A 15,367-nucleotide genomic window follows, 5' to 3' on the forward strand; every position below is an offset into this window, starting at 1 on the left:
AAAAGGGGCCGTCCGCATCGCGCGGGCGGCCCTTTTTTCATGCCGGCAGCCGGTCTCCGCGCCAGTCGAACATGAAACCGCTGTCTTCGGGCGTGAGCGTTTCGAGCACTCGCAGCAGGTTCGCCGCGCTTTCTTCCGGAGTGGTCAGCTGGCCATCGGGAAGGTTGGACTGGAACGGCTGCGACAGTTTCGTGTCCACGGTGCCGGGCTGCAGGGCCACCGCGATCGCCTGCTTGTGCGTTCGCCCCAGTTCGATTGCATAGTTGCGCACCAGCATGTTCAGCGCCGCCTTGCTGGCGCGGTAGGAATGCCATCCGCCGATGCTGTTGTCGCCGATCGAGCCGACCCGCGCGGAAATCGCTGCGAACACAGACCTTCCATCGCGCGGGAATAGTGGCAGCAGGTGCTTGGCGACGAGCGCGGGGCCGACCGTGTTGAGATAGAGGACGCGCGCCATCGCATCGGCTTCCACGTGCCTGAAACTGCGTTCGGGCCCGGTGCCGTCCGGCAGCGTCAGCACGCCCGTGGCGACGATCACCAGATCGGGTGGATCGTCGGCCCAGCCCTCGGCGGCGGCGGCGATGGTGCCTTCGTCGTCAAGGTCGAAGATGAACGGCGTGACGCCCGCAAGGTCCGGCCCCTCCCCGCTGCGCGACCCCGCCATGACTTCGCCTCCCTGGCTCGCGAGCACCCGCACCAGCGCGCCGCCGATACCGCCGCTGCTTCCGAAGATTGCCGCCTTGCGCCAGCCCATGGGATTCCTTTCCTACGAACGCGCCCTGCCATACGCACGGCCCATGCCCGGCAAAACACCCTCTCAAGCCCGTATTTCCGCCAGTTCCCTGGTGCGATATGTCGCCAGCGATTTTAGCGCCCAGGACAGTGTTCCATGTGTTCCACATTAGCTGGAAAAGCGGCGCGAAACCGGACCTTTTCCCATGCTTTGCCTTGCCCTTGCCCGCGGCATGGCTAGATAGGCATCAGACGCTTTAGGGACGATACAGCACATGGCCACCTTCACTCTCCCCGCCAACAGCAAGATCCGCTCCGACGGAGAAGTTCACAAGGCCGAGAGCGGCGGGAACATCCGCAAGTTCCGCATCTATCGCTACGATCCCGACAGCGGAAAGAACCCGCGTTACGACACGTTCGAGGTGGACCTGGACGAGTGCGGTCCGATGGTTCTGGATGCGCTGTTCAAGATCAAGAACGAGATCGACCCGACGCTGACTTTCCGCCGGTCCTGCCGGGAAGGTATCTGCGGATCCTGCTCGATGAACATGAACGGCAAGAACGGCCTGGCCTGCACCACCGCGATAGAGGACGTGAAAGGCGAAATCCGCATCACGCCGCTGCCGCACATGGAAGTGGTGAAGGACCTCGTGCCCGATTTCACGCACTTCTACGCCCAGTATGCCTCGATCCGTCCCTGGCTGCAGACCGTCTCCACCACGCCCTCGGGCAAGGAACGGCTGCAATCCCCCGAACAGCGCGAGCAGCTGGACGGGCTCTACGAATGCATCCTGTGCGCCTGCTGCTCCACCGCGTGCCCCAGCTACTGGTGGAATTCCGACAAGTTCCTGGGTCCGGCGATCCTGCTGCAGGCCTATCGCTGGCTGGCCGACAGCCGCGACGAGATGACCGGAGAGCGGCTGGACGACCTCGAGGATCCGTTCCGCCTCTATCGCTGCCACACCATCATGAACTGCGCGAACGTCTGCCCCAAGGGGCTTTCGCCCGCCAAGGCGATTGCCGAAATCAAGAAGATGCAGGCGGAAAAGCACGTCTGAGATGGGTATCGGTGCAGGCGAGACGGCGGAAGGCGGGTGCCTGTGCGGTGCCATCCGCTACACGGTCACGGGGCCGGACCTGTTCACCTCGCAGTGCGCCTGCAAGGATTGCCAGAAGGCGACCGGCACCGGCCATACGACCATCGTGGGCCTGCGCCGCGACCAGCTCGACCTGCGCGGAACGCCTGCCGCCTACACCAATGACGGCGATACCGGCGGCAAGGTTACGCGGCATTTCTGCGGCACCTGCGGTGGCCGCCTGTTCACCACCGGAGACCTGCCGGGCGAGGAAATGGCGATCCTGCAGGCGGGCTCGCTCGACGATCCCAACATCGTCTCCCCGGAAAGCGTGATCTACGTGAAGGATGCGCCCGTCTGGGATCGCTTCGATCCGGACCTTCCGCAGTTCGAGGCGATGCAGCCACGCGATCGATGAGCGGCGTCCTTTCCCGCTACGAACGCCTGATCGCCGCCGGAGAGCTTCGTCCAGACCCGGACCAGCGCCGCGCGGCGGAGCGACTGGATGCGCTGCAAAGGGAATTGCAGGCGGAACAGTCGGGCGGCCTGCTGGGCCAGCTCTTCACGCGGAAAAAGGCGCGGGCCCAGGGCATCTACATGGTGGGCGGCGTCGGGCGCGGCAAATCCATGCTGATGGACCTGTTCCACGCCTCGCTCGACATTCCCGAAAAGCGCCGCGTCCACTTCCACGCCTTCATGCAGGAAGTCCACGCCGCGCTGAGAGAAGCGCGCAGGAGCGAAAAGGGCGATCCGATACCGGCCGTGGCGGAAGTGCTCTCGAAGAACCTGAAGTGCCTAGCCTTCGACGAGATGGTGGTGAACAATTCCGCCGATGCGATGATCATGAGCCGCCTGTTCACCCAGCTGATCTGCGAACGCAACGTGACGGTGGTCACCACCAGCAACCGCCGTCCGTCGGAGCTCTACAAGGACGGGCTCAACCGTGAGCATTTCCTGCCGTTCATCGAACTGATCGAGGCCGAACTCGACGTGATCGAACTGAACGGGCCGACCGACTATCGCATGGAACGCATCGGGGGCCTGGATACGTGGCATTATCCGATGAGCGAGGAAGCCACGGCCAGGGTGCGCGAGGCATTCTTCCGTCTGACCGACTATCCGCCCGAAGACGCGGAGAATGTGCCCAGCGCCGAACTGGACGTGGGCGGCGGGCGCACGCTCCACGTGCCCAAGAGCCTGAAGGGCGTGGCCGTGTTCAGCTTCCGCCGCCTGTGCCAGCAGCCACGCGGCGCGCCGGATTACCTTGCCATCGCGCAGGCCTATCACACCGTTTTCGTGGTCGGCATCCCGCAGATGGGCAAGGACATGCGCAACGAGGCGAGCCGCTTCGTCACCCTGATCGACGCGCTCTACGAAAATCGCGTGAAACTGTTTGCCGTGGCCGCCACAAGGCCGGAAGACCTTTACGTGGACGGCGACGGTTCATTCGAATTCCAGCGCACCGTCAGCCGCCTGAAGGAAATGCAGAGCGAGGAATACATGGCGCTGGGCCACGGGCTTGCGGGTTAGGCCACACCCAGCCTGGCAAGCGACCGGTCCAGCATGATGAGCTGCCACAAGAGGCGCGAATGATCGGCCCGGCCGGCAATGTGGTCCTCCGCGATCTGCTCGGTCCGCGAATTGTCGAACCAACCGGTCCGCGCCAGCATCGCGCTTCTGGCTATGCCCCGCGCCTTCCCCGCCAGCGGCCCGCGCAGCCATTCGGCGATCGGCGTGACGAAACCCTGCTTGGGGCGGTAGAGGATATCGTCCGGCAGATACCGCTCCATGGCCTTCTTCAGCAGCCACTTTCCCTGCATGCCGCGCACCCGCAATCCGTCCGGCAGTCCCGCCGCGAATTCCACCAGGTGGTGATCGAGCAGCGGCTCGCGCGCCTCCAGGCTGACGGCCATGCTGGTGCGGTCCACCTTGGTCAGGATGTCTCCCGGCAGCCAGAACTTGAGATCGCCATACTGCGCCTGGTCCAGCGCAGTGCGCATCGGCGCCCTGGCCATCAGGTCGAGCAGCGGGTCTTCGGCGCGGTAGCTGCCGAGTTGCCCGGAAAGGTCCGGCGAATAGAGCGCGAAGCGTCCTTCCGGCGGAACGACGGCCAGCGCACGGGCATAGGCCTGCTCCGCGGAACCGGCCAGCGACAGCAACGTGGTTCTCGCCCGCAGCGGTCGCGGTGCCCAGTCTGCTTTCGGATAAAGGCGGCCCAACGGCCCGAGAACGTTGCGCCGCAATCCCTCGGGCAGCATTCCGCGCAGCCGCTCTTCATGCGCATGGAACACCTGCCTGCGGTATCCGGCCAGCGCCTCGTCGGCGCCATCGCCGGAAAGCGCCACGGTCACGTTTTCCCGGGCCAGCTGGCACACGTGCCAAGTCGGCAGGGCGCTGGCGTCGGCAAAGGGTTCGTCGAACATGCCGGCGATGGTGTCTATGGCGTCGAACTGGTCCGCCTTCACGGTGCGCGACGTATGGTCCGTCCCGAACAGTCTAGCCACGACTTCCGCGTGGCGTGTCTCGTCTGCGCTGGCGACGTCGAAGCCGATGGAGCAGGTCTTCACGGGATGGCGGCTTGCCTCGGCCATGAAGGCCACCACGCTGGAACTGTCCACCCCGCCCGAAAGGAATGCGCCCAGCGGCACGTCGGCCACCATGCGGCTGTTCACGCCCTGCTGGATGTGGTGCAGCAGCTCTGCCTCCAGGTCCTTCGCCTTGCCCTTGTGTCGCTCGGTAAAGCTGATGTCCCAGTATTGCTGCGGTTCGGGGACGGGGCTGTCGTGCTTCAGCAGCAGCGTATGACCGGCCGGCAACTTGCGGACGCCCCTGAGGATGGACCTGTGATCGGGAACGTAGCCCCAGGCCATGAAATCCTCTACCGCGCGCGGATCGACTTCTCTCCGCATGAGAGGATGCGCCAGCAAGCCCTTCAATTCGGACGCAAAACCCATCGAGCCGTCGGAGAACTCGGCCAGGAAAAGCGGCTTCACGCCGAAGCGATCGCGGGCCAGGAAAAGCTCGCGACGTTTCTGGTCGTAGATCGCGAAGGCGAACATGCCGTGCAGCTTTGCCACGCAATCCGCGCCCCATTGTTCGTAGGCCGCCAGGATGACCTCGGTATCACCCTCGGTGCGAAACTCGAGCCCTCGCGCTTCCAGTTCGCGGCGCAGTTCGCGAAAATTGTAGATCTCGCCGTTGAAGCTGATGACCAGCCTCTCGCTGGCGGACATCATGGGCTGCGGCGAACCGGCGACGTCAATGATCGAAAGGCGGCGATGACCCAGACCCACGCCGGGAGCCGTCCAGACACCCGATCCGTCCGGGCCGCGATGGGCGAGCACCTCGGTCATCCGCGCCACCCGCGCAGGGTCGACCGGCTTTATCGTTCCGCAATGGAAAAGACCTGCAATCCCGCACATGCTTGCGGACTAGTCCAGCAGGGCGACAGCGTCCATCCACTCTGGCAGCGGGCCGGTTGATTGGCGGAAAGCGGCAAGCGCCTCCCGCGCGTCCTGGCGCTCGCTATCCTCGGCGGACAGGATCAGCATGATCGTGGGCTGCGGGGTTCCCAGCACGCGGTCGCGCATGTTGGCAATCTTGAGACGCAGACGGCTGCTGCCGGTCCAGTCGCCATGGCGATACCAGGTGGAGGCCACGCGCTGGTGCGTGCCGAGCGCCTGCAACCGCTCGCCGGTCGCGCCGCCGGGAGCGGTGGCGGAGGCGAGCCAGCGCCATTCGGTTCCCTCCGGCAGGGCGCCTTCGCCGAAGGCCCCGGCTTCGCGTCCATCCTCCTGCGCGCCGTAGAGGGCGTATATCACGTCGACCACCCTGCCCTCCGCATCGCTGTAGCTCCCGACCAGCTTGTGGTCGGCCCCCGAGACGCGCGGATGCCAGGGATAGGAATGATCGGGCGCGGCAAGCGACCATCCGCGAACTTCTGGCAGCGCAATCGTTGCCGGCAATTCCGCCTCGACCCCTCGGGCCTGCGCCGACCACGTGACCGCGCCCAGGGCGAGCGCCGCGCCGCCCACCAGCACGCGCCAACCATGGCCCGAGAAGCGCTCGAACCGCCTGGGCCATTCAGCCCCGGCGATCCGTTCGGCGTCGATGAACGGGTCATCCACCTGGCGATCGAAGAACCTCCACCCCAGCAAGAGCAGCGCTGCCATGACCAGCGCGAAGAAAATCCAGCCATAGATGATGTGATCGAACCCGGCGGCAAAGGCGATGCCCTGCGACTGGGCAATGTAGATCGTGCCCCATGCACGGAACCCGTTGGCCACGATGGGCAGGATGACGGCCATCGCCATGAAGGCAGCTCGCCGCTTCCACGATCGGAAGCCGACGTGGGCCACCAGAGTGCCCAGCGCCACCATCGCGATCAGGAACTTGACGCCCGAGCAGGCCTCGGCAACCTCGAACAATCCGGCAGGCGTATCGATGAAGACGCCGTCGATGATGGCCGGGATGCCGCTGGCGTGCGTCAGGGCAATGGTGATGTCTGCGGTGATCGACTGGAGAGCCGGTACAAGCTCCTCCCCCAGCGGCACCAGGAAAAGGCCGTAGCCCAGGGGAAACAGCAGCGCCCAGGCCACGCGCGGCCCCAGCAGGGCGACGACCATGGCCTGCATCGCGGCGACGAGGCCCAGGTGGCTGATTGTCGCGGTGCCGGAAATGTCCCCCAGGAGCCAAGCGAACAGCGTCCCTGCGACCAGCACCAGACCCGGCCACCAGGCTTGCGGTGCGAGACGCGCCAGCTCGCTTGATCGTTGCCAGACCAGCCACGCGATGATGACGGGGACCAGCAGGATATGATTGTAGGTGGAAATGTCCCACCATTGCTGGGCCATCGCCGCCCAGTCCCGCGCGAAGAGCGCGATCAGGGCGAGCCAGGCCAGGCTCAGGCGGAGCAGCGGAGCCTTCCACGAAGGTGCGATCCTGTCCGCCACGAGGGCGCGGCGCGGACAAATGGCCTCAAGCGGCATTGCGCTCGCCCTGCTTGTCCATCCCCAGGAGGGCAGGAAGGTCGGCCAGCATGGCGTCCCAACTCATCTTCTCGAGCACGAAGCGACGCGCATCGCGGCCCAGCGCGGCGGCCCTTCGCAGCTCGGCGTGGAGGTGACGGAGATGTTCGACGAACGCGGCATCGTCGTCCGCTATAAGGTAGTGCGCGCCGTTTCGGGCATCGATGCCGGTTGCTGCATCAGGGGACAGGACAACGGGACGTGCCATCGCCATGGCCTCGAGGACCTTGTTCTGCACGCCCCGCGCGATAGCCAGCGGCGCCACGACGGCATCGGCCCCGGCAAGCCAGGGGCGCGTATCCGCAACCTCGCCGACGACGCGCGTCCCCTCGACACCGTGCAGCGCACGGACCGGCGCCGACGGTGCCCTGCCGACGATGTGGAACTGCACAGCGGGCAGATGCCGTCGCAGCGCCGGCATGACCTGTCGCGCCATGCGGGTGACGGCCTCCACGTTTGGCGCGTAGTCCATCTGGCCGGTGAAGACGTAATGCGGACCGCCTGCTGTCAGCGCCTTTTCTGCCGCAACCGCATCGGGATCGTAGAGCGCGCAGTCGATGCCGTTACGCAGGGCACGGACATTCCTTGCTCCGGGCGCGCGGCGACGCAGCAGGCCGGCCTCTGCTTCGCTGACGAGCAAGGTCGCTTCGGCACGGGAGGCGAGATCGGCTTCCACGGCGCGCAGCAGCCGCGCTTCGCGCCGGTCGATCCAGCTACGGGGGCCGCGTCCCGTCTTGCCGTATGCCTCGAACTTGGCCGAATCGACGTCGACAAGGTCCGCGATCAGGCGTCCCTGCCAGTCGCGCGGGACGTATTGCCCCATCTGGCCGGAATACACGTAGATCGCACCGATACTCTCACGGTGCAGGGTGCGCCTCACCCAGTCCTGCAGTTCGCGCGAACGGAAGGCCGCGAGGCTCACGGGCTCGCCACGCGCAAGCGCCTCGAGTCCGGATTTCGGGAGGAAAGTCGACCGGCGCGGCATGCACCAGCTTCGCGCGTCATGCGACAGGGCGTTCTCGTTCGCCAGGTCGGTCTCGTTTTCCGCCAGACAGCCCACGTGGACCGGCGCAAGCTTCGCCAGGGCCTTCAGCACATGATGCGAGCGGATCTTGTCGCCGCGGTCGGGGGGATAGGGCAGGCGGTGGGCCAGAAAGAGGATATCGCCAGTCATCCGGCCCCCTAACCGAGGCCGCGGGAAATGTACGGCCCCAGAATGTTGGCGAGGGGCAGCGGAAGCTTCTTCCAGAGGGCGATGCGCGACTGGTGGCGGGCGCTGGTGGGGTCGGCATCGCGCGCCTGGTGGCCCGGAGCCGTCCAGGTGGCATAGGACAGCGGCTGCGGTTCGAAACCCCAGTTCTTCTTGAAGTGATACGCACCGCTGCCCGTCTTGCTGCGGCCGAAGTCGAAGCGGTCGCAGCCGCGCCGGCGCGCATGCATCATCAGCTCGTAATACATCCGATCGTTGGCACGCAGTCCCCGCGCGTCCCACGTGCCGCCGCCCCAGTAGGGCATCACCGCGCCGTCGTGATACAGCGACAGCACGCTCGCCACCGGTTCGCTGCCGTTCCAGACGGTGAGGATATCGGCATCGAGCCGTTCCAGCACGATATCGAACAGGGCCTTCGGAAACACCGGCGTGCCCAGGTTGCGCACGCTTTCGGAATAGACGCGGTAATGCGCGAAGCGATTGATCGCCTGCCTGCCGGTTGTTACGCGCAGGTTGTTCTTCAGCCCCTTGCGCACCTCGGCACGCTGCTTTCTCGGGATGGCCGCAAGCTGTTCTTCACCGTCCGCGGCCAGGGGCGCGATGAAACCGCAGTGGCTGTCATTGCGAACGTCCCAGTCATCGCCGGCCGCTCCGCCGCGCAGTTCCACCGTCGGGCAGGAAAGCCGCTGCGCATATTCCTGCACCGCGCGGCACAGGGTGCCCGCAACGCGGTCGTCGAGGGACAGCGTCCCGCCTTCCACCGCAAAGCCGGACGAAGCGAGCATGCGACCGAAAATCGGCGAGTGTATCTGCGTCAGCGGCAGCCAGCCCATCAGGCGGCCGCCCTTCTCCACCACCAGCCCCCGTGCACGCTGTCCGGTGCCGATCTCGACTGCCGTCAGCCAGGCCGGGCGATGGAATACGCTTCCGCCGTGCTCGGCGACGAAGGCTTCGATGCGCGCGGCCTCGTCCGGCTGCCGCAGGTCGACGGAATGCACCACCTCCCGCGTCAGGGGAAAAGGCGCATTCATCCCTGCACCGCCCTCTCCAGGCGAAGGCGCAGGTTCTCGCGCCTGGCGACACCGTCCATGCGGCCCCAGTGGAAGTCGCTCACCAGTTGTTCGAGCTTGCCGGCCATCTTGTCGAGATTGGTGTAGTGGCGCAGCCGAGAGCGTAGCGGAGCGCCCGCGACGCGGGGCTGGCCCGGATCGATTTCCCACGGGTGGAAATAGAAGATGGCGGGCCGGCCCTCCCTGCGGTTGACCTGCCGGATCGCCCACCGGCTGAACGCATAGGGAAGGACCCGAAAGAACCCGCCCCCGCCTGCTGCCAGTCGCCTTCCGCGAAACATCGCGGTGGTGACGGGCAGCTCGATGAAATTGCTGTCCGATAGCGGCTTGAAGGCGAAGCGGGGAGCTTCTGGCCAGCCATAGTGATCGTGCGCGACGGGCGCCACGCTGGACGAATAGGCATAGCCCGCTTCGGCCAGCGCCTCGAACGCCCAGTGCGTGCGCGCGTCGATAGAGAAACTCGGCGCGCGATAGCCCACGACCCTTACGCCGCTGGCGTCTTCCAGAACCTTCCGGGTGCGCGCGATATCGGTGGCGAAGGCGACGGGGTTCATGCGGAAGACGCGCTGGTGATCCCACCCGTGGCTGGCAATCTCGTGCCCGCGGCCGGCGATCTCGCGCAAGAGGGAGCCGTGACGCTGCGCAACCCAGCCCAGCGTGAAAAAGGTGCCTTTCGCGTTCGCCGCATCGAACAGGTCGAGAATTTGGCGAACGTTGCGATCGACCCGGTCGTCCAGCGCGCCCCATTGGTCGCGTTCGATCACCTCCTCGAAGGCGCCCACCTGGAACCAGTCCTCGACGTCGACGGACAGGCCGTTGACGATCGAATCTGCCTGGGCGGGCAAGTGATCCAGGTTAAGCGCGTTCATGAGTTCGGCTCCCCAGCGGCTGCATCATGCGGCCTTGCTGGAATCCATCTCGCTCTCGATCCAGTCGATCAGCATGGTGACCGTGTGTCGGATCGTTCGCTCTTGCTCGAAGCACTTGGCCTCGACCTTGGCGAGCTGGGCGCGCAGAGTCTCGATCTCGGGTTTGACATCTTCCGCGGCGGCAGTGTCGCGCTGCTGAGCCAATTCCAGGATGGCCTGCTCCAGCTCTGCGATCCGCATGTCACGCTCGGCCAGCAATTCCTCCAGCATCGCCTTGTCGATGGTCGGTGCGGAGGGATTTGCCGCTGCCGGCTCGCTCCGTTCCTCCTGCCTTGGCATGGGAGCCGGCGCAGCCTCGGGAAAGGCGCGTTCGGCGTCCATTTCGGCCAGCACGTTCTGCAGCATGGCGGCGTCGATGCGGCTGCGTTCCTCCACGGCGCCCAGCAGCAGCAGGCGATTGGCGATCAGGTTGACGGTGCGCGGGATGCCGCCGCTCGCATCGAACAGTTCGGAAAAGACGCGCTGGTCGAACGAGGGATTGCCGTCCCATCCTACCTTGGTCAGGCGGTGGACGATGTAGGGCTCGATCTCGCCCTTCTGCATCGGCTCCAGGTGGTGGGCGGCGATCACCCGCTGGCGCAATTGCTCGAGATGGGGATCGGCTTGCAGCGTGATGCGAAATTCCGGCTGCCCCAGCAGCAGAGTCTGCAACAGCGGATGATTGCCGAGCTGGAAGTTGGACAGCATGCGCAGCTCTTCCAGCGCCGAGACGTTGAGGTTCTGAGACTCGTCCAGCACGAGCAGGCAGCGTCTGCCCTGGCGCGCCTCGTCGTGCAGGAAGCTTTCGATCTCGGTCAGCGCGGTGGCCTTGTCGTGCCCCTCGATATCCAGCCCGAAGCTGCGCGCCACGACGTGCACGATCTCTTCACCGTCCAGCTTGCTGGTGACGATCTGGGCGACGGTGACCTGGCTCTCGTCCAGGCTTTCCATCATGTGCGCGACCAGGGTCGACTTGCCCGAACCGACCTCGCCCGTGATGACGATGAAGCCCTCGCCCTGCGCCAGGCCGTAGCCAAGGTAGGAGAGCGCCTTGCGGTGCGTGACCGAGCGGAAATAGAATTCCGGATCGGGCGTAAGCTGAAATGGCTTGCCGGTAAGGCCGTAGAAGTTGTCGAACATGGTTCTGTCTCCTTGCTGACCCGGTCAGTCAAACGTGTAGCGCAGGCCCAGCAGGACCGATGCGGCGGAATAGTCGGGAAGATCGTCGCGGCTGATACCGTCGATGCCGATGGCGGCAACGCCCGTCAGTCCGCGCCAGATATGGCGGTTGTAGGCCAGCGATGCGGAGTAGCCGAAGCCGTCGCCAAGACTGCCCGATCCGCTGTCGAACCAGCTGGCATATGCGCCTGCCGAAAGGGCCGAATTACGGTCCAGTTCGTGGGTGGCGTTAGCAGCGACGTAATAGCTTTCGTCGATCACCCCATCGATATCGCCCAGCAAGGTATCCTCGCCGCCGATGAAGCTGCGGCGGTCGTAGCCTGCACCGATGCCGAAGGACGTGCGGCCACGCGCCACGGAATAGCTGGCGGCAACGCCGCGATTGCGGAACACCGACGAACGCAGCGAATTCAGCTGCGCTAGGGTGCAATTGTTGCCCTCCGCGCCGATTACGCAGCCGCCGAGATCGCCCGATACCGGGTTGCGTGACGCTTCGAAGTTCGTGCCCAGAAGGTCCAGGGCCGAGGTCAGTTGGCCGCCGAAACCCGTGATGTTGTCATAGACCGCGACATTGACGCTGGAATTGCGGCGGGGGGCGTAGGAGAAGGTGCCGTAGTACGTGGTGGAGCCATACCGGCGACCCACGTGCGCCTCCAGCGAAGTGCGGTTGCTGGGGCGCCACATGACACCAACGTCCCAGATCAGGCCCTCGGTATCGTAGGCGATCCGGCGCGGTTCGCTCTCGTCGGTGACCAGTCGCCCATCAGGCCCGATCACCGGGTCTCCATCGGCGTCCAGCAGCGCATCGCGGCTGCTCACCTCTACGTCCTCGTAGCCCACCCCTGCCACGAGAGCGACATTGGGCGACACCGGCAGGATGACGTCGGCGCGCACGTAGCGATCGTCGATCCGCTGATCGAGGTTCGAGATGTCCTGCCGGTTCCACCCGGCGCCGATGCCCACGCCAAAGGGAGCGATCGTGCGCGGGGCCACGCCAACACGCAGGGCAGCATTGTGGGTGAGCGAATCGTCGAAGATATCGACCGGTTCCCGATCCGGCGCCGTCACGATCGCGTCGGGAGACTCCACACGGGTGTAGCCCAGCCTGTAGGCCCCGGTAATCTGCAAAGGGCCCGAGCGCGTCTGGATCGAAGGACCGGCGTAGACCGAATAGATCTGGCTCGTCGCGTCCTCGTTGCCGGCAATCTGACCGATCGAGCTGAAGCCGCTGCCGTCCACGCTGGTGCGCGAGGCAAGGCCACCCGCTTCCAGCGTGATCCCCTGCCGCAACAAGCCGATGGAGGCGCGGGCGATGCCGGAAATCGTATCGCTGTCGACGGCATCGCCCCAGCCAATCTCGCGCTCGTAGCGAAGCGACGCCGATGCCGCGCTGTTGCGACCGGTTATCTTGGCATCCACGCCTGCGGCAAGCTGGGTATAGGTCAGAACGTCATCGCCTGGCTGCAACTGGGCGGTGATGACCTGCGCGGCTTCAATGTAGGGCGCGACGTTTGCACCAGACGTACGTTCGCCACGCTCGCGCTCCTCGCCGCGCTGCGCCTGAGCTTCAGCAGCATCCTGCGCGAGCGCGGGCGATGAAGCCGCGCCCAGTGCGAAGGCCAGTCCTCCAAGAAAGGCGAGGAGAGTGCGCATGGAAACTAGGCACCCTCTCCATAGTACGCCCCGAAGCGGCGACCACTGGGGCTGAAATGCGCCGCGTTCAGCAGCAGCTTGAGATCGGGACATGCCGAAAGCAGCGTCAACGCGTCCTCCAGCGCATTCTGTCCGGTCCGGTCGGCGCGAGCGACCACGATGGCCTGCCCGACATGTTTCGCCAGTTCAGCCGCGGGCGATGCCGCAAGCGCAGGCGGGCTGTCGAAGATCACGATGCGATTGGGCGCGGCGCGCGTCAGCCGGTCGAGGACCTCGGCCGTGCGATGGCTGGCGAGGTATTCGCTATCGGACGTCGTGTGATTGCCGGCGGGCAGCACGTGCAGGCCAGCAATATCGGTGGTCAGGACGCAGTCCTCCACCATCATGTCCTCGCGCGCCAGCACGTCCATGAACCCCGGCCCCCTGGGGAGGCCCAGCATCTTGAGCAGCGACGGCTTTCCGAAATCGGCATCGACGAGCAGCACTTCGCTGTCCTTTTCGGCGGCCATGGCCAGCGCAAGGTTCACCGCGCAATAGCTCTTCCCCTCGTCCGCATGGGGCGAACAGATCAGCACGCGCTGGGCCAGCCCTCCGTTCCCCGCCTCTCGCGCCTTGCGCACGGATTGCAGGACCTGCCGCTTCACGATGCGGAATTCTTCCAGCAGTTCCGTAACCTGACCTTCGGGCTGGATAAGGCCGTGACGCGTCAGGCACTCGCGATCGACCGGATGGACCGTCTCGGAGAACCGGACATCCTCGTAGGTGGGTTCGGATTGTGCCTCCGCCTCGGGCACGCCGTCGGATGCGGGGGCGGGAGCGGGACGCTTGGGAGTTGCCCGACTGGGCCGGCGGTTAACCGGCCTGGCAAGATCTTCCGGCACTGGAGCCGGTTTGTATCCGCCTAGGCCGAACATGCTTTCGGCACGCTCCAGCAGGGTCTTGGGTGCGTCGGGCAGTTTGCGATGTTCCGTCATTGCCTGCTCCTCACGCCACCATGCCGCGCTGGACGAATTCAAGGCCCATCAGCACCACGAAAAGGACGCCCAGCCCGCCTGCGCCGGCTGCGAAATACTTCAGGCGCTTTGCCCGAAGTTCGCGTCCGGCTTCCGTGAAGGTGTGGGAAATCGTTCCGATGACCGGCAGGCCGAAGGTTCGCTCCAGCTGGTTCGCCGTGGCGAAGGTGGAACCCAGCTTGCTCATGGCGTAGGCCGTGCCCGCACCGGCGCCCAGGCCGACGATCAGCACGCCCAGCAGCAGCAGGAGCCGGTTCGGCGCAGCAGGCGTGACCGGGGTGGTAGGCGGATCGACGACTTCGAACTGCACTGCGCTGCGTTCGTTTTCCACCTGTCCGCGCAGGCGCAGTTCCTCGCGGTCCTGCAACAGCTGGTCATACTGGCTGCGAAGCACGTCGTAGTCGCGGCTGATGCGCGTGGCTTCCGCCGCCGCGCCGGGCTCGCGGGCCTGGCTGGCGGTGATGGAGGCGATCTCGGCCCGTAGCGCTGCCGCGCGCGATTGCAGCGACTGCACGTTCGACAGGCGCTCAACGCGCATCGATTGCAGGCTGGCATAGGCGGGATTGGTCGTGCCGCCCGCGGGGCCGGCTTCCTGCGCCTGTTCGCGAAGTGTGGCCACGGTCCGCCGCGCAGCCACCATGTCGGGATGTTCGTCGGTCAGCCCCCGCGCTTCCAACGCGGCAAGATTGGCTTGCGCCTGCGCCAGGTTTGCCTGGGGGCCGCCGGCACCCGGGGTGACGACGGTGCGGGGGGTGGATGAGATCTGCCCTTCCAGCGCCGCTAGCGCGCTTTGCGAGGCGGCGAGATCGGCTTCGACGCTGCGCAATTCGCTGCGCGTTGCGGCCAGCTGGTTGGCAATGGCCTGCGCGCCGCCGATGAGTTCCGGGTTGGCAGTCTCGAACGCCAGGCGCCGTTCCTCCGCCGCCGCAAGTTCGGCTTCGCGCTGGGCCAGCTGCTGGTTCAGGAATTCGATGGAATCCTGCATGTCGCCGCGAGCACCGCCGAGGTTTTCCTCGCGGAAGATGTCGATCATCCTCTGTGCGATAACCTGGGCCAGTTCGGCGTTTTCCGCGTCGGACAGGTCGCTGCGACCGCTCCGGGCGGTGATCTCGAAGATGTTCTCACCCTCGCTGACGACTTCGATGTCCTCGGTCAGACCCTCTATCGCGGCTTCCATCTGGGTGGGCGTGGTCACGCCGTCTCCGATGCGCGTGGAGCGCACGACGGTCTCGAGATTGACCGAGCTGACCAGCGTCTGCCGAATGCGGTCGATATCGCGCGCACGGCTTGCGGCCCCGATGCCGATCTGCTCGGCCAGAACGTCGTCCAGCTGCACGAAGATGCGGGTTTCGCTCTCGTAGGTGTTTGGGATCAGCGCCACGACCAGCCAGCCCAGCAGACACGTGCCCCAGGCAACGGCGAGCGCCAGCCAGCGGCGGTTCCACACCGCCCACAGGCCCGCGCGCATCTCCTCGATGAGGTGGTTCAAGACTGCGCCC

13 protein-coding genes are annotated in these 15,367 nt (G+C 65.7%); 3 read left to right on the forward strand and 10 right to left on the reverse strand.

Annotated elements, in window-relative coordinates; translation table 11 throughout:
- Nucleotides 1-37: 37 nt before the first annotated feature.
- Complete coding sequence (locus tag AAA989_RS15570) at nucleotides 38-754, reverse strand: SDR family NAD(P)-dependent oxidoreductase (RefSeq protein ID WP_338245158.1); 717 nt, start codon at nucleotides 752-754, stop codon at nucleotides 38-40.
- A gap of 253 nt (nucleotides 755-1,007) precedes the next feature.
- Here AAA989_RS15570 and AAA989_RS15575 point away from each other — a divergent pair, with 253 nt between their 5' ends.
- Genes AAA989_RS15575 through zapE form a run of 3 tightly spaced genes read left to right on the forward strand, consistent with a single transcriptional unit; the run spans nucleotide 1,008 to nucleotide 3,338 of the window.
- Nucleotides 1,008-1,790 (forward strand): succinate dehydrogenase iron-sulfur subunit, encoded by a 783-nt coding sequence (locus AAA989_RS15575; protein ID WP_338245160.1) that lies wholly within the window; start codon nucleotides 1,008-1,010, stop codon nucleotides 1,788-1,790.
- Nucleotide 1,791: 1 nt separating this feature from the next.
- The gene (locus AAA989_RS15580; RefSeq protein ID WP_338245162.1) at nucleotides 1,792-2,226 is read left to right on the forward strand and encodes a GFA family protein; all 435 of its coding nucleotides are present in this window, start codon (nucleotides 1,792-1,794) and stop codon (nucleotides 2,224-2,226) included.
- The gene (zapE, locus tag AAA989_RS15585; RefSeq protein ID WP_338245163.1) at nucleotides 2,223-3,338 is read left to right on the forward strand and encodes a cell division protein ZapE; all 1,116 of its coding nucleotides are present in this window, start codon (nucleotides 2,223-2,225) and stop codon (nucleotides 3,336-3,338) included. The genes AAA989_RS15580 and zapE overlap by 4 nt, the downstream gene beginning before the upstream one ends.
- Here the strand turns inward: zapE and AAA989_RS15590 are convergent.
- From AAA989_RS15590 to AAA989_RS15630, 9 genes are read right to left on the reverse strand one after another with little or no spacing between them, the layout of a single operon-like run.
- Entirely contained in the window at nucleotides 3,335-5,230 is a 1,896-nt protein-coding gene (locus tag AAA989_RS15590) for an XrtA/PEP-CTERM system amidotransferase (protein ID WP_338245165.1), read from the reverse strand. The two genes, zapE and AAA989_RS15590, sit on opposite strands and share 4 nt — an antisense overlap.
- A gap of 9 nt (nucleotides 5,231-5,239) precedes the next feature.
- A complete protein-coding gene (gene xrtA / locus AAA989_RS15595) occupies nucleotides 5,240-6,796 on the reverse strand; it encodes an exosortase A (RefSeq protein WP_338245167.1) in 1,557 nt (518 codons plus the stop codon).
- Nucleotides 6,786-8,009: a TIGR03087 family PEP-CTERM/XrtA system glycosyltransferase gene (locus tag AAA989_RS15600; RefSeq protein WP_338245169.1), complete on the reverse strand. Its 1,224-nt coding sequence runs from the start codon at nucleotides 8,007-8,009 to the stop codon at nucleotides 6,786-6,788. The genes xrtA and AAA989_RS15600 overlap by 11 nt, the downstream gene beginning before the upstream one ends.
- Nucleotides 8,010-8,017: 8 nt before the next feature.
- Entirely contained in the window at nucleotides 8,018-9,076 is a 1,059-nt protein-coding gene (locus AAA989_RS15605; RefSeq protein WP_338245171.1) for a FemAB family XrtA/PEP-CTERM system-associated protein, read from the reverse strand.
- Nucleotides 9,073-9,984: an XrtA system polysaccharide deacetylase gene (locus tag AAA989_RS15610; RefSeq protein ID WP_338245173.1), complete on the reverse strand. Its 912-nt coding sequence runs from the start codon at nucleotides 9,982-9,984 to the stop codon at nucleotides 9,073-9,075. Before AAA989_RS15610 ends, AAA989_RS15605 begins: the two co-directional genes overlap by 4 nt.
- 24 nt (nucleotides 9,985-10,008) lie before the next feature.
- A complete protein-coding gene (locus AAA989_RS15615) occupies nucleotides 10,009-11,163 on the reverse strand; it encodes an XrtA/PEP-CTERM system-associated ATPase (protein WP_338245175.1) in 1,155 nt (384 codons plus the stop codon).
- Nucleotides 11,164-11,187: 24 nt separating this feature from the next.
- Nucleotides 11,188-12,855, reverse strand: coding sequence for a preprotein translocase subunit YajC (locus AAA989_RS15620; RefSeq protein ID WP_338245177.1), 1,668 nt, complete (start codon nucleotides 12,853-12,855; stop codon nucleotides 11,188-11,190).
- A 5-nt stretch (nucleotides 12,856-12,860) separates the two neighbouring features.
- Nucleotides 12,861-13,829: a P-loop NTPase family protein gene (locus tag AAA989_RS15625; protein WP_338245179.1), complete on the reverse strand. Its 969-nt coding sequence runs from the start codon at nucleotides 13,827-13,829 to the stop codon at nucleotides 12,861-12,863.
- A 10-nt stretch (nucleotides 13,830-13,839) separates the two neighbouring features.
- Nucleotides 13,840-15,357: an XrtA system polysaccharide chain length determinant gene (locus AAA989_RS15630; RefSeq protein ID WP_338245181.1), complete on the reverse strand. Its 1,518-nt coding sequence runs from the start codon at nucleotides 15,355-15,357 to the stop codon at nucleotides 13,840-13,842.
- Nucleotides 15,358-15,367 lie beyond the last annotated feature (10 nt).

It is taken from the genome of Aurantiacibacter hainanensis (genome assembly GCF_036321025.1).
GTDB classification, from domain to species: domain Bacteria; phylum Pseudomonadota; class Alphaproteobacteria; order Sphingomonadales; family Sphingomonadaceae; genus Alteraurantiacibacter; species Alteraurantiacibacter hainanensis.